This window comes from Nonomuraea sp. NPDC051298 (assembly GCF_055586305.1).
The window spans coordinates 567,972-585,951 of sequence record NZ_JBVJIM010000002.1 but is presented as its reverse complement, the minus strand read 5'-3'; the positions used below and the strand labels follow the sequence as shown (position 1 = coordinate 585,951).

14 protein-coding genes are annotated in these 17,980 nt (G+C 72.4%); all 14 read right to left on the bottom strand.

What is annotated here, in order from left to right:
• Positions 1-10: 10 nt before the first annotated feature.
• The 14 genes from ACZ6S0_RS08010 to ACZ6S0_RS07945 all read right to left on the bottom strand — a co-directional run bounded on the left by ACZ6S0_RS08010 (position 11) and on the right by ACZ6S0_RS07945 (position 17,963).
• Positions 11-1,480: a hypothetical protein gene (locus ACZ6S0_RS08010; RefSeq protein ID WP_465914506.1), complete on the bottom strand. Its 1,470-nt coding sequence runs from the start codon at positions 1,478-1,480 to the stop codon at positions 11-13.
• Between the two features lie 49 nt (positions 1,481-1,529).
• Positions 1,530-3,881 (bottom strand): primosomal protein N', encoded by a 2,352-nt coding sequence (locus tag ACZ6S0_RS08005; protein WP_465914504.1) that lies wholly within the window; start codon positions 3,879-3,881, stop codon positions 1,530-1,532.
• A 336-nt stretch (positions 3,882-4,217) separates the two neighbouring features.
• On the bottom strand, positions 4,218-5,405 hold the full coding sequence (gene metK, locus ACZ6S0_RS08000; RefSeq protein ID WP_465914500.1) for a methionine adenosyltransferase: 1,188 nt from the start codon (positions 5,403-5,405) through the stop codon (positions 4,218-4,220).
• A gap of 128 nt (positions 5,406-5,533) precedes the next feature.
• Positions 5,534-5,776 carry a hypothetical protein gene (locus tag ACZ6S0_RS07995; protein ID WP_465914497.1) on the bottom strand — a complete coding sequence of 81 codons (243 nt, stop codon included), beginning with the start codon at positions 5,774-5,776 and terminating at the stop codon, positions 5,534-5,536.
• A 347-nt stretch (positions 5,777-6,123) separates the two neighbouring features.
• Positions 6,124-7,791: a bifunctional phosphopantothenoylcysteine decarboxylase/phosphopantothenate--cysteine ligase CoaBC gene (coaBC, locus tag ACZ6S0_RS07990; RefSeq protein WP_465914494.1), complete on the bottom strand. Its 1,668-nt coding sequence runs from the start codon at positions 7,789-7,791 to the stop codon at positions 6,124-6,126.
• Positions 7,792-7,799: 8 nt separating this feature from the next.
• The gene (rpoZ, locus tag ACZ6S0_RS07985; protein WP_090930634.1) at positions 7,800-8,069 is read right to left on the bottom strand and encodes a DNA-directed RNA polymerase subunit omega; all 270 of its coding nucleotides are present in this window, start codon (positions 8,067-8,069) and stop codon (positions 7,800-7,802) included.
• Positions 8,070-8,073: 4 nt separating this feature from the next.
• A complete protein-coding gene (gmk, locus tag ACZ6S0_RS07980; RefSeq protein WP_344889674.1) occupies positions 8,074-8,667 on the bottom strand; it encodes a guanylate kinase in 594 nt (197 codons plus the stop codon).
• 115 nt (positions 8,668-8,782) lie between these two features.
• Complete coding sequence (gene mihF, locus ACZ6S0_RS07975) at positions 8,783-9,106, bottom strand: integration host factor, actinobacterial type (protein WP_020541698.1); 324 nt, start codon at positions 9,104-9,106, stop codon at positions 8,783-8,785.
• A gap of 493 nt (positions 9,107-9,599) precedes the next feature.
• A complete protein-coding gene (pyrF, locus tag ACZ6S0_RS07970; RefSeq protein ID WP_344889664.1) occupies positions 9,600-10,292 on the bottom strand; it encodes an orotidine-5'-phosphate decarboxylase in 693 nt (230 codons plus the stop codon).
• A 73-nt stretch (positions 10,293-10,365) separates the two neighbouring features.
• Positions 10,366-11,343: a dihydroorotate dehydrogenase gene (locus ACZ6S0_RS07965; protein WP_465914488.1), complete on the bottom strand. Its 978-nt coding sequence runs from the start codon at positions 11,341-11,343 to the stop codon at positions 10,366-10,368.
• Positions 11,333-12,184, bottom strand: coding sequence for a dihydroorotate dehydrogenase electron transfer subunit (locus ACZ6S0_RS07960; RefSeq protein WP_465914484.1), 852 nt, complete (start codon positions 12,182-12,184; stop codon positions 11,333-11,335). Before ACZ6S0_RS07960 ends, ACZ6S0_RS07965 begins: the two co-directional genes overlap by 11 nt.
• Before the next feature lie 38 nt (positions 12,185-12,222).
• Positions 12,223-15,510: a carbamoyl-phosphate synthase large subunit gene (gene carB / locus ACZ6S0_RS07955; protein ID WP_465914483.1), complete on the bottom strand. Its 3,288-nt coding sequence runs from the start codon at positions 15,508-15,510 to the stop codon at positions 12,223-12,225.
• Between the two features lie 3 nt (positions 15,511-15,513).
• Complete coding sequence (carA, locus tag ACZ6S0_RS07950) at positions 15,514-16,659, bottom strand: glutamine-hydrolyzing carbamoyl-phosphate synthase small subunit (protein ID WP_465914480.1); 1,146 nt, start codon at positions 16,657-16,659, stop codon at positions 15,514-15,516.
• Complete coding sequence (locus ACZ6S0_RS07945; RefSeq protein ID WP_465914476.1) at positions 16,656-17,963, bottom strand: dihydroorotase; 1,308 nt, start codon at positions 17,961-17,963, stop codon at positions 16,656-16,658. The genes carA and ACZ6S0_RS07945 overlap by 4 nt, the downstream gene beginning before the upstream one ends.
• Positions 17,964-17,980: the final 17 nt, after the last annotated feature.

Below are 17,980 nucleotides of genomic sequence, written 5' to 3'. Positions count from 1 at the left end.
ATGAGCGTACTCAACGGATGGCTCGCGACCGGGCTTTGAACGCGGCCTTGCGTGCCGCCTTGGCCACCGTGCCGTCGGGGATGGAGCGCCCGAGGAGTTCGAGCACGTCGACGACGTCGGGGTGGTCGACCCGCCACATCTCCTCGATCAGGTGGGCGGGTGGGCCGGAGGCGGCCATGTTCTCGGCGAAGATCTCGGGGTCCTCCTCGGCCGCGGGCATGGCCAGGGCCAGCATGTCGACGCTGACCCACAGCAGCTCGTCCTGGGTGAGGGGCGGCGCGGGCAGCCCTCTGGCGGCCAGCCAGTGGATGGCGTGCGGCCGCAGCTCCTGGTCTTCGAGGTAGCCGCGGACGGCGGGCTCGGCGTCTGGGCCGAGCCGGTCGACGATGGTGATGGCGATGCCGCGGGCCACGGCGGGCGCGCCGGAGGCGGCGGCCAGCAGCTCGGCGGCGGCCTCGCCGGACACGCGGCCGGTCAGCCAGCGGGTGATGTCGTCTTCGGCCAGCTCGGTGGGCACGCCTTCGAGCAGCCCCTCGATGAGCCCGAGCGCGTCGGCCTCGGCCAGGTCGGGGGCCTGGGGGGCGTCGATGCCGAGGGAGAGGTAGTGCTCGCGCAGCGCCCAGACGCCCTGGGGCGTCAGCTCGGCGGAGTCGCCTGTGACGCGGAGCAGGCCCGACCACTCCAGCCGCCCGAGCACGGGCGGCAGGTCGACCTCGCCGTCGCCGGCGATCTCGTCGAGGTGGTCGTGGATGACCGTGACGGGCACCCGCACCTGGAGCCGGTAGAGCATGTCGCACAGGTCGTAGAGGCCCTCGTCCAGCTCGGCCGAGCCGGTGACCGCGCCGCCGGTGTCCTGCTCCAGCAGGTGGGCGACGCGCTGCGCCCAGGCCGTCAGCGGCTCGTCGCCGTCGGGCAGCGGCTGCTCGGCCAGCATGGGGACGGCCTCCAGCGCGGCGCGCAGGTCGCCGGGATCGGCCAGCCGCACGGCGGGCAGCGGCGTGCACGCCGGGCAGTCGCAGGGCGCCTCGCCCAGGTCGGGCAGCTCGCCGGAGGGGATGGCGATCGACTGCTCGAGCGACTCGGGGCCGATGGAGCTGAACAGGCTCTTGGCCATCCCGAAGTTCGCCGGGTCGGCGAGCGCCCCGGGCATTCGGGGCTCGATGTCGTCGAGCCGCTCGCGCATGAGCCCGGCGGTCTCCGGGCTCACCTGGCCGGACTCGCTGAGGTAGTCGACGAGGGTGCGGGCGGCCGCGACGGTCTCGGGAGCGCTCTCGGGCGGGGCGATGACCTTGCGCGGGTAGATGGACAGCAGCAGCTCGTCGAAGGTCTCAGGAGAGAAGTCGCCCGGTTCGTTGACGTTGAGGTAGTCGCTGGCGTAGTCGCAGAGCAGGCGGACCTCGTCCGCGTCCACCTCGACTTCCCGCGTGCGCCCCCATGCACGCAGGTCGTCGATGGCCTGGTTCACCCATTCGATCGACACAGGGGCACGCTAACGGCTGGCCAACGGATGAGCGAATCGGGGAAACGGTCTAAATCAGGTCGAGCGGGTCGACACTCACCTTCACGACATCTGGCGTCTTACGCGCAGCACGTACCCCGCTGGCTCCCTTGAGCGCGGCGGCCAGCGCCAGGCCGCCGGTACGGGGCACGCGGATCATGGCACGTTCCTGGCCCGAGTCGTCCACCGGCACCGGGCCGAGCACCTGGGCGTCGGGCGGCAGGCGTACCTCGTCGAGCATCTGCCTGACCGCGGCGGCGACGCCCGTGAGCGTGGCCATCCGCACCGCGGGCGGGAACCCCAGCTCGGCCCGGTCGCCCAGCTCGCGCTCCGCGTGGGTGACCGGGTCCCACCTGAGCAAGGCCTGTACGGCGGGCAGCCCCGCGTCACCGAGCACCACCAGCTCGGCGGCGGGACGCAGGAGGGCGGCGGCGTTCATCCAGCGGCGCACCGTCTCCTCGGCGGCCCGCAGGTCGGCCCGCCCCAGCAGCGCCCATCCGTCGAGCAGCACGGCCGCCGCGTAGCCGCCCTCCGCCACCGGCTCCGCGCCCGGCGTTGCGACGACCAGGGCGCGCGCGGCCGGCACGGTGGCCAGGACGCCGTCGCGCCCGGACGTGCGCACCTGAACGGACGGGAACGCCCGGCCCAGCTCCTCCGCCGTACGCCGGGCGCCCGTGACGACCGCCCGCAGCCGGGGACTGCCGCAGTTCGGGCACCGCCAGTCGGCGTCCACCCTTCCGCACCAGCGGCAGTAGGGAGCCGCGTGGCCGCCCCTGAGCGCCAGCGGCCCGTGACAGCGCGGCGCCTCGCCGTCGGCCTCCACGAGCCGCGCGGCCGTCCGGGTGGGCGGCAGGACGCAGCGGGCCGGGGCGCGGCAGTGCCGGCAGGCCAGCGCCGGCAGGTAGCCCCGCCTGGGCACCTGCACCAGCACGGGGCCGCGCTCCAGCCCGTGGCGCAGGGCCCGCCAGGCGAGGCTGGGCAGGCGGGCCTGCCGGGCGGCCTGGTCCTTGGCCAGCTCGGCGTCCTCCCCCGCGGGGTGGACGCGGGGGGCCAGGCTCCTGATCGTCGTACGGGCGGCCACGATCGGCCTGGCCCAGCGGGAGGCGATGAGCTGGGTGGCCTCGGCCGTACGCGCGTAGCCGCCGATCAGCATCGCCGCGCCCGTCCTGTGGGCGCGCAGCCCGAGCACCTCGCGGGCGTGCGGGTAGGGGGCCAGGCGCTCGGCGTGCAGGTCGTCGCCGTCGTCCCAGATGGCGACCAGGCCGAGCGCGGCGACCGGGGCGAACATGGCGCCCCGTGTGCCGACCACGGCGCGCACCTGGCCTCTCAGCACCTTCAGCCATCGCCGGTAGCGCTCGGCCGGGCCCAGGTCGGCGGTGAGCGCCACGTGCCTGCCCGGGCCGAGCAACCGCTCGAACGCGGCGTCGGCCAGCGCCACGTCCTTGCCGTCGGGGACCACGACGACAGCTCCCCTGCCGCCGTCCAGGGTGGCGCGTACGGCCTCGGCGACCGGGACCGCCCAGCCCTGGGCGCCGGGCACCGCCGACCACACGGCCCTCGGGGCCCGCCCCTGGCGCAGGGCGTCGAGGAACGAGGGGCCGGTCGGGTACGCGTCCCAGGCACTCGCGACCCGCGTGCCCTCGGGGGGGTGCTCGCGTCGTGGGACCTGCTCACGTCGTGGAGCCTGCTCGCCCGCCGGGGCCGAGGGCTCGGGGACCGCTGGAGTGGGCGCGGGACCAGGGGCGGGCTCTGGGGCTGAGGCGGGCGCGGGGCCAGGCGCGAGCGCAGGGGCCGAGACAGGCGCGGAGGCCGGAACGGACTCGAGGGCCGGGGCAGGCGCGGGGGCCGGGACGGATTCGGGGGCCGGGGTGGGCGCGGGGGCCGGGGTGGGCGCGGGGGCCGGGGTGGGCGTGGGGAGCGCCTCCGGGGTCTGCGCCTCGGCCTTGGCGTGGCGGGGCGGGATGGCCAGGCGCAGGACGTCGGTCAGGGTGCCCGCGTACCGGTCGGCCACGGCCCTGGCCAGCCCGGCGATCTCCGGGGTGAGCACGCGCTCCGGCGACACCACGCGTTCCAGCGGCGTCAGCCTGCCCTCGTGCTCGCTCTCGGCGACGCGTTCCAGCAGGAAGCCGTCGACCAGCTTGCCCGCGAACCGCACCCGCACCCGCACGCCTGGCTCGGCCGTCTCGTGCATCCCGGCCGGAACGAGATAGTCGAAGGGCCGGTCGAGGTGCGGCAACGGACTGTCCACCGCCACCCGCGCCACGGGGTCGCTCGGGGCGGGGACGGGAGCCCCCTTGGTCTCCTTCGACCTGGTGTCCTTCGACGAGGCCGGGGGCCGCACGGCTTCGAGCGGCAGAAGGGCGTCGTCGGAGGAGTCGGTCACGCATAACGTCTACCAGACCCCCACCCCGCCACACGCCCACGAACGTCCGGACGCGACCCACGGGACCAACCGGCGGGACACCGCACCAGCCGCGGCGCACCGAAGGCCATCGGCGACGGCGGCAGACGCACACGACCGGTGCCGCGCCTCTCACGACGAGGACGACACCGGTCCGTAGGCAAGCCACCCCTCAGCCGACAGTCCCTCGGCCGACAGCGCGTCAGCCGACAGCGCGTCGAGCGGCGGCCCCTCGACGAGCGGGCGTCGACCCGGCACCCCGCGACCAACGCACGGGGCGGCGGGCCGCAGGCCGCCGGCTGGGGCTACCGCTGGGGCTCAGAGACCGGCGGCGGTCCGCAGGGCCTCGGCGCGGTCGGTGGACTCCCAGGAGAAGCCCTCACGGCCGAAGTGCCCGTAGGCGGCGGTCTCCGAGTAGATCGGGCGCAGCAGGTCGAGGTCGCGGATGATGGCCGCGGGACGCAGGTCGAACACCTGCAGCACGGCCTCCTGGATCTTCTCCACCGGAAGCTTCTCGGTGCCGAAGCACTCGACGAACAGGCCCACCGGCTGGGCCTTGCCGATCGCGTACGCCACCTGCACCTCGCACCGGTCGGCGAGCCCGGCCGCGACGACGTTCTTGGCGACCCAGCGCATGGCGTAGGCGGCCGAACGGTCGACCTTGGACGGGTCCTTGCCCGAGAACGCGCCGCCACCGTGACGGGCCATGCCGCCGTAGGTGTCGATGATGATCTTGCGACCGGTGAGGCCGGCGTCGCCCATCGGGCCGCCGATCTCGAAGCGGCCGGTCGGGTTGACCAGCAGGCGGTAGCCCTCGGTGTCGAGGTCGAGATCGGCGAGCACGGGGTCGACCACGTGCTCCTTGATGTCGGGGGCCAGCATCTCCTTGAGGTCGATCTCGGCCGCGTGCTGCGTGGAGACGACCACGGTGTCGAGGCGGACGGGCGTGTCGCCGTCGTATTCGATGGTGACCTGGGTCTTGCCGTCGGGACGCAGGTAGGGGACGGTGCCAGTCTTGCGCACCTCGGACAGGCGCTGGGCCAGCCGGTGGGCGAGCGTGATCGGCAGCGGCATCAGCTCGGGGGTCTCGCGGCAGGCGAAGCCGAACATGAGGCCCTGGTCTCCGGCGCCCTGGCGGTCGAGCTCGTCGGCGTCGCCGCCCTCACGGTGCTCGTACGCGTCGTCGACACCTTGGGCGATGTCGGGCGACTGCGCGCCGATCGACACCGACACGCCGCACGAGGCGCCGTCGAAGCCCTTGTGGGAGGCGTCGTAGCCGATCTCCAGGATCTTCTCCCGGATGACGCCCGGGATGTCGACGTAGGTCTCGGTCGTGACCTCGCCTGCGACGTGGACCTGGCCGGTGGTGATCAGCGTCTCGACTGCGACCCGGCTCTTGGGGTCGTCTTTGAGCATGGCGTCGAGAATCGCGTCACTGATCTGGTCGGCGATCTTGTCCGGGTGGCCTTCGGTGACCGACTCGGAGGTGAACAGGCGACGTGACAACTCAGTGGCTCCTCATGCAGCGGCTGCTGACGGATGTCAGGCCCGTGACCAATGGACATGGCCGGGCCTCGCCGAAGTCTAGCCCTACCCGGTGCCAGGTCGCGAAACTGTCCACCATCTGTCTCCCATCACAATTCGGGCAGAGGGTCGGGCGGCAGAGTCCCGGGCGCGAAGATCTCCGCGTCGGCCGCCGACACCACCGCGGCGTACTCCTCATCGAACTCCAGCACCATCGAGCCCAGCTCGAGAACGTGGCCGGGCAGGATCGGGCCGAGCCTGGTCTGCCGCGGGAACTCCGCGAACACCGACACCGGCCGATCGGTCCTCAGCGTCCTGGTCGCCAGCACGGAAATGGCCGAAGCCGTGACCACGATGAGAAAATTCCCCGTCCCAGCGGGCCCCGCGGAGAACGCGGGAAAGACGTAGTGAATTTCCCCTTGGTCGCCGAGCAATGTTCTACAACGATCTCTGACAGCAGAACCCACCGGCATTCCATCCCCCTTCGCCCCAAGTATCCGTAGGCGTATGGGGGTGGTGCAACAGGTGATCGAGTAATGAGATCTGTACGCTTTGCACGCCAAATAGGGGACGATATCCGCTGCCACCGAGGCACTGCGCCAACCGAAGCGTCCGCGTGGCGATCCTGAGGTGGCGACGGCCCAGGGTGACGACTCAGGGTGACGGCGCACGGTGACGGCGCAGGCGGGCTCAGGACGGCTCAGACGAGGCGGGCCGCGACCAGGTCCCACACCACGTCGGCCAGGTCCTCCTTGGGCCCGAACGGCACCTCGACCGTCTCCCCGCCCGCCACCAGCACGGTGGCGGCGTTGCCGGGGGTGCCGAAGGCCAACCCCTCCCCCACCTGGTTGACGACCAGCAGGTCGCAGCCCTTGCGCGCGAGCTTGGCCCGCCCGTTGGCGAGCACGTCATGCGTCTCTGCCGCGAATCCGACGATCACCCGGGGCCCCGCGCCCACAGCCGCCACCCGCGAACCGACGCTCCCCGCCTCCCTGCCGGATCCCGCGCCTCCGCCCCCACCGGACCGCACGACATCACCCCCGCCGGACGTGCCGCCTTCGCGCGTGTCACCCCCACCGGACCGCACGACACCACCACCGCCGGACGTGCCGCCTTCGGGCGCGTCGCCCTCGCCAAGCCGTGCGGAGCCACTAAGCGTCCCACCCTCGGCCGCCCCCGCCACGCCGCCAGGCGCCTCGCCCCCAATCGGGCGCGCGGCGTCGCCAGGCGCGTCGCCCGGCCCCACGTGCCCGGCAGCACCGGACGCGGCGGCGTCGGGCCCGGCAGCACCGGATGTGACAGCGCCCGCCGCAGTGGCGCTCACCTGAGCGGCGGTACCGGGCACGGCCGCGCTCCCCTGAGCGGCCGTATCGGGCGCGGTGGCACTCGTCTGAGCGGCCGTACCGGGCACGGCCGTGCTCGTCTGAGTGGTGCTGCGGCGGCGTTCGCCGAGTTCGGCGAGGATGTCGGGGTTTTTGGTCAGCCGGATGGGCTCGGGCTCGCCGCCGGTCTTCTTGATCTTGGCGTCCTGCCGCGTCGCGGGCCGGAAGTCGGCCACCGCGGCGGCCATGACGACCACGTCGGCCGAGGCCGAGGCCGCGAGCACCGCCTCGCGCAGCTCGGCCGCCGACTCCACCCGCACCACCGTGGCCCCCGCCGGGTCGGGCAGCGTGACGTTGGCCGACACCAGCGTCACCTCCGCGCCCCTGGCGGCGGCCGTGCGGGCCAGCGCGTATCCCTGCAGGCCCGAGGATCGGTTGCCGATGTAGCGGACGGGGTCGATGGCCTCGCGGGTGCCGCCCGCGGAGATCACGACCTTGCGCCCGGCCAGGTCGCGGGGCCGCCCGCGCAGCACGCGCAGGCAGAGCTGGAAGATCTCGGCCGGGTCGGGCAACCGCCCCGGGCCGGTGTCGGCGCCGGTGAGCCGGCCCACGGCCGGGTCGATCACGACGGCGCCCCGCTCGCGCAGCGTCGCGACGTTGGCGCGGGTGGCGGGGTGCTGCCACATCTCGGTGTGCATCGCGGGCGCGAACACGACCGGGCAGGTGGCCGTCAGCAGCGTGTTGGTCAGCAGGTCGCCCGCCAGGCCGTGGGCGGCCCTGGCGAGCACGTCGGCGGTCGCGGGCGCCACCACGACGAGGTCGGCGCTCTTGCCGATGCGTACGTGGGGCACCTCGTGGACGTCGTCCCACACCTCGGCTGACACGGGGTTGCCCGACAGGGCGGCCCAGGTGGACGCGCCCACGAACTTCAGAGCCTCGCGGGTCGGCACGACCCGCACCTCGTGCCCGGACTCGGCGAACAGGCGCAGCAGCTCACACGCCTTGTAAGCGGCGATGCCGCCGCTGACGCCCAGGACGACCTTCATCGAAGGGGTCAGACCGCGCCTTCGATGGGCTCGGCGTTGAGCAGGCCCTCGGAGACCTCGCGCAGCGCGATGGACAGCGGCTTTTCCTGTGCATGCGTCTCGACCAGCGGCCCGACGTATTCCAGCAGGCCCTCGCCGAGCTGGGAGTAGTAGGCGTTGATCTGGCGAGCGCGCTTGGCGCCCATGATCACCAGGGAGTATTTGCTGTCGACGATGTCGAGCAGCGCGTCGATCGGCGGGTTGGTGATGCCCTCCGCGGCCGGGGTGCTACCTGCCACGATGTCAGACCTCTCGGTTGGTGGTTGTCGTGACCCCCTGAGGGTCAGTCATCAAGGCTATCAGCCGATGGCACACATCTTGGACGCTTGTGTTGACCAGCGTGAGGTCGAACTCCGACTCGGCGGCCATCTCGACCCGTCCGGCGTCCAGCCGGCGCGTGATGACGTCTTCCGGCTCGGTGCCGCGACCGCGCAGCCGCTTCTCCAGCTCCTCCCACGTGGGCGGGGCCAGGAACACCAGCAGCGCCTCCGGCATGCTCCGCCGTACCTGCCTGGCGCCCTCGAGGTCGATCTCGAGCAGTGTCGGGATGCCCTCGGCGAGCTTCTTCAGCACCGGCTCACGCGGCGTGCCGTAGCGGTTGCCCGCGAACTCCGCCCATTCGAGCAGGTCTCCGGCCGCCACGAGCCGGTCGAACTCCTCGCCGTCGACGAAGAAGTAGTGGACCCCGTTGACCTCGCCGGGCCGGGGCCGCCTGGTGGTCACCGAGACCGACAGCCACACCTCTGGATGTGCCCGCCGGAGCTCGGCGACGACCGTGGACTTACCGACGCCCGACGGCCCCGACAGGACCGTCAGCCGTCTTTCGCATGAGGGCAGGAAGCCGACCTCGGCTCCCGGTCCGACCGCCTCGTGGGCGCTGACGTCGCCGGACCAGGACCTCTCGGTCACTTCCTACCCCCCGTTGAACCCGCGGTTTCGTGTGGAACAGAGATTAGCTCTCGTTGCCACCGAACTCGCGCTCGAGGGAGGCCCTCTGGTTCGCGCCGAGGCCCCGCACACGGCGGGACTCGGCGATCGCAAGCCGCTCCATGAGCTGCTTGGCGCGGACCTTGCCCACTCCGGGGAGCGATTCAAGCAAGGCCGAGACCTTCATCTTGCCGATGACGTCATCGGTCTGCCCATCCTTGAGCACCTCAGCCAGAGAAACCGCGCCATGCTTGAGCCGGTTCTTGACCTCGGCACGCTCTTTACGGGCCTTGGCAGCCTTCTCCAGGGCTGCGGCGCGCTGCTCAGGGGTCAGGGGAGGAAGAGCCACGCCGGGTCACCTCGAATTTCTGTCGATGTACTCGGACGGGAAGGGAAACTAGCTGGTCATCGCCCCCTAAGCAACGTCAAGAGCGGTTTCTCTCGCCACAAAATCCACTTCATCACTCTCCGTGTTCGTAAAATCACATTGCGCTGATCAAATCGCCCTCACTTCCCCCTTCGCCCATCGGCCCGCGACGACGTCGCGAAATGCGACGTCGATCGGGGTCCCGTCCCGCGCCGATGTCCGAAATCCAGCCCAGACCAGGGCCGAAACCCGGGCGGGCGGTGGCGTGCGGAGGGCTGCGCGGATGCATTACGATCTTGTTAGCGGGGCCCTGCGGGCGTGTCGCGGCGGCCGTCCGTCCGGGGGGCCGTTCGTGGCGCCCGGTGGTGCCGGACGGGCTCGGGGCATGCGGTGCCCACGGGGCGTGCGCCCTTCCAGGGTTCCGCTGCGGATCGGTCGCGGGCGGCACGGGTGCGGGGTCGTCGGCGCGGTCACGTCAGGAGGCCCGGCGCAGCGAGGCGGCGATGGCGGCCGCGGCGGCCCCCGGGTCCGGGGAGCCGGTGATGGGGCGGCCGATGACCAGCAGGTCGGCCCCGTCGGCGAGCGCCTGTTCAGGGGTGGCCACGCGCGCCTGGTCCTGGGTGGCGGCCCCCGCGGGCCGGACGCCGGGAGTGATGAGGGTGATCCCCTCGCCCACCTCCGCGCGCACCGCCCGCACCTCGTTCGGCGAGCACACGAGCGCGGTCGCGCCCGCCTCGACCGACAGCGCGGCCAGGCGGCGGACGGCGTCGTCGGCCGGTCCCAGGAGGCCGATGCGTCCCAGGTCGTCCTCGGTCAGGGACGTCAGGATGGTGACGGCGGCGATCTGGGTGTGCGGCGCGGCCTCCACGGCGGCCCTGATCATGGCGGGCCCCCCTGCGGCGTGCACGGTGAGTATCGAGGGCCGCAGCCGCGCCACGGCCCGCGCGGCGCCCGCGACGGTGTTGGGGATGTCGTGCAGCTTGAGGTCGAGGAACAGGCGTACGCCGCTGGCCCCCCGTACGGAGGCGATCACGTCGGGCCCGTAGCGCAGGTAGAGCTCCAGGCCCACCTTCACCGTGCTGACGTGGGGCGTGACCAGGGCGGCCCACCGGGCGGCGGTCTCCAGGTCGGGCGCGTCGAGGGCGACGGCTATGGGGGCGGGGGTCAAGGCGGGCTCTCCAAAGGTTCGGGGATCAGGTCAGGCTCTGCTCGGCGCCGGGCCACGTTCGCACTGGTCGAGGTCAAGGCGTGCTGTCCTCGGTGTCGACGAGCAGGTGCCGGGGGGCGCTCCCGGGCGGGCGGTGGGCCAGGCCGACGGCGTCGGCCAGCCGGTGGAAGCCGCGGGCCCGCAGCAGGTCCTCCAGCTCGCGTTCGATGCGCAGGCAGGCGTACGGGTCGTGGAACAGCGCCGTGCCCACCCCGACCACGCAGGCGCCGGCCAGGACGAGCTGGAAGGCGTCCCTGCCGCTCATCACGCCGCCGACGCCGATCAGGGGCACGCCGGGCAGGGCGGCGTGGACCTGCCAGACGCACCGTACGGCCAGCGGCAGGATGGCCGGCCCCGACAGCCCCCCGGTGACGGCGGCCAGGGACGGCCGCAGCGCCTCGGTGTCGATGGCCATGCCCAGCGGATTGTTGATCATGGACAGCGCGTCGGCCCCCGCGTCCACGCAGGCCCGCGCGACGGAGACGATGTCGGCCACGTCGGGGGCGAGCTTGGCGATGACGGGCACGTCGTAGCGCATGATGGAGCGTACGGAGGCGATGACCTCGGCCGCGGCGCTGCCCTCGCGGGCGAAGACGCGCCCGCGGTCCTCCATGTTGGGGCAGGAGAGGTTGACCTCCAGCGCGGTCACCCCAGGCGCGTCGGCGAGCCTGCGGGCCAGCTCGGAGTATTCGGCGACGGTGCCGCCGCCGATCGAGACGATGGTCTTGACGCCCCGCTGGGCCAGCCATGGCAGCTCGCGTTCCAGGAACGCCTCGATGCCCGGCCCCTGCAGCCCGACGGCGTTGAGCATGCCCGAGGGCGTCTCGGCCATGCGGGGCGTGGGCCGGCCGGCGCGCGGCGCCATAGTGATGGAGCGGGTGGTCAGCGCGCCGAGCCGGTGCAGGTCGAAGAACTGGGCCAGCTCCCGCCCCGAGGAGGCGCAGCCGGCGGCCGTGGTGATCGGGTTCGCCAGCTCCACATGCGCCAGAAATGTCCGCATATCAACCGACATGTCGTGCACCGCCCCCGGGGGCGCCGAGCGCGTCGAACGGGATCGTTCCCACGTCCTCGAAGCGCACCCGCTCCCCCCGGAACACCGGCCCCTCCGCACACGCCCTGACCATCCTGGTCGTCCCGTCGTCGCCGATGACGGGCAGCACGCACGTCATGCACACGCCGATGCCACACGCCATCGCCTCTTCGACCGCCACCTGCACCGGGATGTCGAACTCCATCGCCACCGCCGTCACCGCCCGCAGCGTCTCCATCGGCGCGCAGGCGTAGACGGCGTCGGCCCGCGTGTCGGCGATCACCGCGGGCAGCGCGTCGGTGACCTTGCCGCGCAGCCCGAGCGAGCCGTCCTCGGTGGTCAGCGTGGTCGTCTCGGACATCCTGCGGGCCCGCATCGCCCCGAACACCCGCTCCGCGCCGGCCCCGCCGAGCACGAAGTCGACCCGGCAGCCCCGCGCCAGCAGCGCGTCGGCCAGCGGGAACAGCACGGCGGAGCCGTACTCGGAGCCGACCAGCACGCAGTGGACGGGGTCGCGCGGCAGCGGGAACGGCCGCCCGAGCGGCCCGACCAGGTCGAGCGTGTCACGGGCGCGCCGCTCGGCCAGCCACGCCGTGCCGGGCCCACGGGTGGTGAAGACCAGCTCGACCGTGCCGCCGTAGTCGGACTTCACGTCGTGGATGGACAGCGCGCGGCGCGTCACCATCGAGGTGTACGCCCCGCCGACCGCCACGGAGACGAAATGGCCGGGGCGGTAACGCTCGGCGATGCCGGGCGCCACCACCGTCAGCGCATGGTAGGCGTCGACCCGGCGCGTGGTCAGCACCGTGCCCGTCACCTGCACCGGTGTGCCGGCCAGTCGTCTTCACCTCCCGTGCGGGGTCAGCCCCGGAGTGCCTGTGCGTGCTCCTGCAGGGACCGTACGCCGATGTCGCCGCGTACGATCGCCTGGATGCCGGCCGCCGCCGCGGCGAGCCCGGAGACCGTGGTGATGCACGGGATGCCGCGCAGCACGGCGGCCGTGCGGATGTCGTAGCCGTCGAGCCGCGGCCCCGACTGCCCGGGGCTGCCGAAGGGCGTGTTGACGATCAGGTCGACCTCGCCGTCGAGAATGGCCTGCACGCTCGTGGGCTCACCTCCGGGACCCGTCCCCTCGCTGTGCTTTCGCACGATCTTGGCATGGACACCGTTACGGCGCAGCACCTCGGCGGTACCCTCGGTGGCCAGGATCTCGAATCCGAGATCCGCCAGCGCCTTCACAGGGAAGATCATCGCACGCTTGTCCCTGTTGGCCACGGATACGAACGCGCGTCCCTTCGTCGGCAGTTCGCCGTAGGCGCCCGCCTGCGACTTGGCGTACGCGATCCCGAAGAACTCGTCGATGCCCATGACCTCGCCCGTGGAGCGCATCTCGGGCCCGAGGACGGTGTCGACGCCGCGGAACCGGTTGAACGGCAGCACCGCCTCCTTGACCGCGATGGACGCGTCGAGGGGCAGCGTGCCGCCGTCGCCGTGGGCGGGCAGCATGCCCTCCTCGCGCAGCGAGGCGATCGACGCCCCCAGCATCACCCGGGCCGCCGCCTTGGCCAGCGGCACCGCCGTGGCCTTGGACACGAACGGCACCGTACGGCTGGCGCGCGGGTTGGCCTCCAGCACGTACAGGACGCCGGCGGACATCGCGTACTGGACGTTCAGGAGCCCGCGCACGCCCACCCCGTGGGCGATGGACTTGGTGGCGGCGCGGATGGCCTTGATGTCGGCGCCGCCGAGCGTGATGGGCGGCAGGGCGCACGCCGAGTCGCCGGAGTGGATGCCGGCCTCCTCGATGTGCTCCATGACGCCGCCCAGGTAGAGCTCCTCGCCGTCGTAGAGGGCGTCGACGTCGATCTCGATGGCCTCGTCGAGGAACTTGTCGATGAGCACCGGGTGGCCGCCCTCCTGGGCCGCCATGTACGTGGTGAGCGTCTGCTCGTCGTACACGATGGCCATGCCCGCGCCGCCGAGCACGTACGAGGGCCGGACCAGCACGGGGTAGCCGATCTCCTCGGCGATCTCCGTGGCCTCGGCCACCGTCAGGGCGGTGCCGTGCCTGGGCGCGGGCAGCCCCGCCTCGGCCAGCACCCGCCCGAACGCGCCGCGTTCCTCGGCCAGGTGGATGGACTCGGGCGAGGTGCCGACCACGGGCACGCCCGCGTCCTTGAGCGCCTGCGCGAGACCGAGCGGCGTCTGCCCGCCGAGCTGCACGATCACGCCCGCGACCGGCCCGGTCTGCTGCTCGGCGTGCACGACCTCCAGGACGTCCTCCAGGGTGAGCGGCTCGAAGTAGAGCCGGTCGGAGGTGTCGTAGTCGGTCGAGACGGTCTCGGGGTTGCAGTTGACCATGACGGTCTCGAACCCGGCCCTGGACAGCTCGAAGGAGGCGTGCACGCACGCGTAGTCGAACTCGATGCCCTGCCCGATGCGGTTGGGCCCGGAGCCGAGGATGATGACCTTCTGCCGCTCGCCGACAGGCACCTCGCTCTCCTCGTCGTAGGTCGAGTAGAGGTAGGGCGTCGTGGCGGCGAACTCGGCGGCGCACGTGTCGACGGTGTTGTAGACCGGCCGCAACCCGAGCGCGTGGCGCAGGTCGCGCACCCTGGCCTCGTCGATGCCGCGGATCTCGCCGAGCTGCGCGTCGCTGAACCCGAGGTGCTTGGCCCGTTCGAGCACCTCCGAGGTCAGCTCGGGCGCCGCGGCGACGGCCTCGGCCTCCTCGTGCAGCAGGAAGAGCTGGTCGACGAACCACGGGTCGACGCTGGTGGCCTCGTGCAGCTCCTCGGGCGTGGCGCCCGCCCTGATGGCCTGCTGCATCGTACGCAGCCGCCCGTCGTGCGGGGTGCGGCAGGCCGCGAGCAGCTCGTCCTTGGGCTGGACGTCGCCCGCCCAGGTGAAGGAGGAGTGCTTCTTCTCCAGCGAGCGCAGCGCCTTCTGCAGCGCCTCGGGGAACGAGCGGCCGATGGCCATGGCCTCGCCCACCGACTTCATGTGCGTGGTGAGGGTCGGGTCGGCGCCCCTGAACTTCTCGAAGGCGAAGCGCGGCACCTTCACCACGATGTAGTCGAGCGTCGGCTCGAAGGAGGCCGGGGTCTCCTTGGTGATGTCGTTGGGGATCTCGTCGAGGGTGTAGCCGATGGCCAGCTTGGCCGCGATCTTCGCGATCGGGAAGCCGGTGGCCTTGGAGGCCAGCGCGGACGACCGGGACACGCGGGGGTTCATCTCGATGACGATCATGCGGCCGGTGCGGGGGTCGACCGCGAACTGGATGTTGCAGCCGCCGGTGTCGACGCCGACCGCGCGGATGACGGCGATGGCGACGTCGCGCATGTTCTGGTATTCGCGGTCGGTCAGGGTCAGCGCGGGCGCGACGGTGACGCTGTCGCCGGTGTGCACGCCCATCGGGTCGATGTTCTCGATGGAGCAGACGATGACGACGTTGTCGGCCTTGTCGCGCATGACCTCCAGCTCGTACTCCTTCCAGCCGAGGATCGACTCCTCCAGGAGCACCTCGGTGGTCGGGGAGGCGTCGAGCCCGGCGCCGGCGATGCGGCGCAGGTCGTCCTCGTGGTAGGCGAAGCCGGAGCCGGCGCCGCCCATGGTGAACGAGGGGCGTACGACGAGGGGGTAGCCCAGCTCGGCGGCGGCGGCCACGCACTCGTCCATGGTGTGGCAGATGAGCGACCTGGCCGACTCGGCGTTGAACCCGTGCTCGCGGGCGACCTCGGCGACGATCTCCTTGAACCGCTCGCGGTTCTCGCCCGCCTGGATGGCGTCGAAGTCGGCGCCGATCAGCTCGACCTCGTACTTCTCCAGCACGCCCGACTCGTGCAGCGCCACGGCGGTGTTGAGCGCGGTCTGGCCGCCCAGCGTGGGCAGCAGCGCGTCGGGGCGCTCCTTGGCGATGATCTTCTCGACGAACTCGGGGGTGATCGGCTCGACGTACGTGGCGTCGGCGAACTCCGGGTCGGTCATGATCGTGGCGGGGTTGCTGTTGACGAGGATCACGCGGAATCCCTCGGCCCGCAGCACGCGGCACGCCTGGGTGCCGGAGTAGTCGAACTCGCAGGCCTGGCCGATCACGATCGGCCCCGAGCCGATCACCAGGACCGACCTGATGTCCTCACGCTTGGGCACGGCTCATGACCTCACAGAACTCGAAATCGGATGCTGCCCGGTGTCGTGCCGCCCGGCCGCCATCACCGAGCAGAACTCGTCGAAAAGGTAGGCCGCGTCGTGCGGCCCGGCGGCCGCCTCGGGGTGGTACTGGACGCTGAAGGCCCGGCCGCTCAGCAGCCGCAGGCCCTCCACGCAGCGGTCGTTGAGGTTGACGTGGCTGACCTCGGCCGGCCCGAAGGGCGTCTCGAACGGCCCGTCGAGCGGCGCCTCGACCGCGAACCCGTGGTTGTGCGCCGAGATCTCCACCTTCCCGGTGCGCACGTCCTGGACCGGCTGGTTGACCCCGCGGTGGCCGTAGCGCAGCTTGTACGTCGGCAGCCCCAGCGCCCGCCCGAAGAGCTGGTTGCCGAAGCAGATCCCGAAGAACGGCACCCCCGACTCCAGGACCTTCCGCAGCGCCGTCACATCGGCCGTGGCCGGGTCGCCCGGGCCGTTGGAGAAGAACACCCCGTCGGGCCCGACCGCCATGATCTGCTCGTAGGTGGCCGTCGCGGGCAGCACGTGCACCTCGCAGCCGCGCTCGGCCATCCGGTGCGGCGTCATGCCCTTGATGCCCAGGTCGACGGCCGCGACGGTGAACCGCTTGGCCCCGACGGCGGGCACGACGTAGGGCTCGGCGGTGGCCACCTCCGCGGCCAGGTCGGCGCCCTCCATGGCGGGCTCGCGGCGTACGCGCTCGACCAGCTCCTCGACCGGCTCGGACGGCGCGCTGAAGATGCCGGCGCGCATGGCGCCGCGCTCGCGCAGGTGGCGGGTGAGCGCGCGGGTACCGCTGATCGCGATCCCGACCACGCCCTGCTCCTTGAGGTAGGCGTCGAGCGAGCGGTTGGCCCGCCAGTTCGAGACCACCCTGGACGGCTCGCGCACGACGTATCCGGCCACCCAGACGCGCCCCGACTCGGGGTCCTCGTCGTTGACGCCGGTGTTGCCGATGTGCGGCGCCGTCATGGCGACGATCTGCCGGTGGTAGGAGGGGTCGGTCAGGGTCTCCTGGTAGCCGGTCATGCCGGTGTTGAAGACCATCTCGCCGAACGTCTCGCCTTCGGCGCCGTACGGGGATCCGTGGAAGACCCGGCCGTCTTCCAGGACGAGCACCGCTGTGTTCAAACCAGCTTCCCTTCGAGTACGGTCGGCCTGCCGCGCAGGAACGTGGCCACCACCCGGCCGGGCAGCGTCATCCCCTCGTACGGGGTGTTCCTGCTCTTGGACGCGAATGCGGCGGGGTCGACCTTCGTGCGTACGGTCGGGTCGTAGAGGGTGATGTTGGCCGGCGAGCCCACCTCGAGCGGCCGCCCCTGACCGGCCAGGCGGCCGATGCGGGCGGGCACGGCGGACATGCGCTCGGCGACGCCCGCCCAGTCGAGCAGGCCCGTCTCGACCATGGCCTCCTGGACGACGCTCAGCGCGGTCTCCAGGCCGACCATGCCCATGGCCGCGGCCGACCACTCGGTCTCCTTGTCCTCGACCGGGTGGGGCGCGTGGTCGGTGGCCACGATGTCGATCGTGCCGTCGGCCAGCGCGGCGCGCAGGGCCTCGACGTCGGCGCGGGTGCGCAGCGGCGGGTTGACCTTGTAGATCGGGTTGTACGCGCCCACCGGCGACTCCTCGACCAGGTCGTCGGTGAGCAGCAGGTGGTGCGGGGTGACCTCGGCGGTGACGTTCCAGCCCTTGGACTTGGCCCAGCGCAGGATCTCGACGGAGCCGGCCGTGGAGACGTGGCAGACGTGCAGCCGGGAGCCGACGTGGGCGGCCAGGAGGCAGTCGCGGGCGATGATCGCCTCTTCGGCGACCGCCGGCCAGCCGGTCAGGCCGAGCCTGCCGGAGACGACGCCCTCGTTCATCTGGGCGCCGGAGGTGAGGCGGGGCTCCTGGGCGTGCTGCGCGATGACGCCGTCGAACGCCTTGACGTACTCGAGGGCGCGGCGCATGAGCACCGCGTCGTCGACGCACCTGCCGTCGTCGGAGAAGACGCGAACGCGGGCGGCCGAGTCGGCCATCGCGCCCAGCTCGGCCAGTTGCCTGCCCTCCAGGCCGACGGTGACGGCGCCGACCGGGTGCACGTCGCAGTGCGCGAACTCGCGGCCGAGCCGCCACACCTGCTCCACCACGCCGGCGGTGTCGGCGACGGGCGAGGTGTTGGCCATGGCGTGCACGGCGGTGTAGCCGCCACGGGCGGCCGACTGGGTGCCGGTCTGCACGGTCTCGGCGTCTTCCCTGCCGGGCTCGCGCAGGTGCGTGTGCAGGTCGACGAGGCCGGGCAGCGCGATCGCGCCCTCGCCGTCGACCACCTGGTCGCCGGGGCCGCCCGCGCCCGCCCGCTCGGCGGCGGGCGTGATCGCGGCGATCGCCCCGTCGGCGATCCGCAGGTCCACGGGCTCGCCGCCGAGAATCCGCACGTTACGGATGATCATGCTGCTGCGCTCCTCGG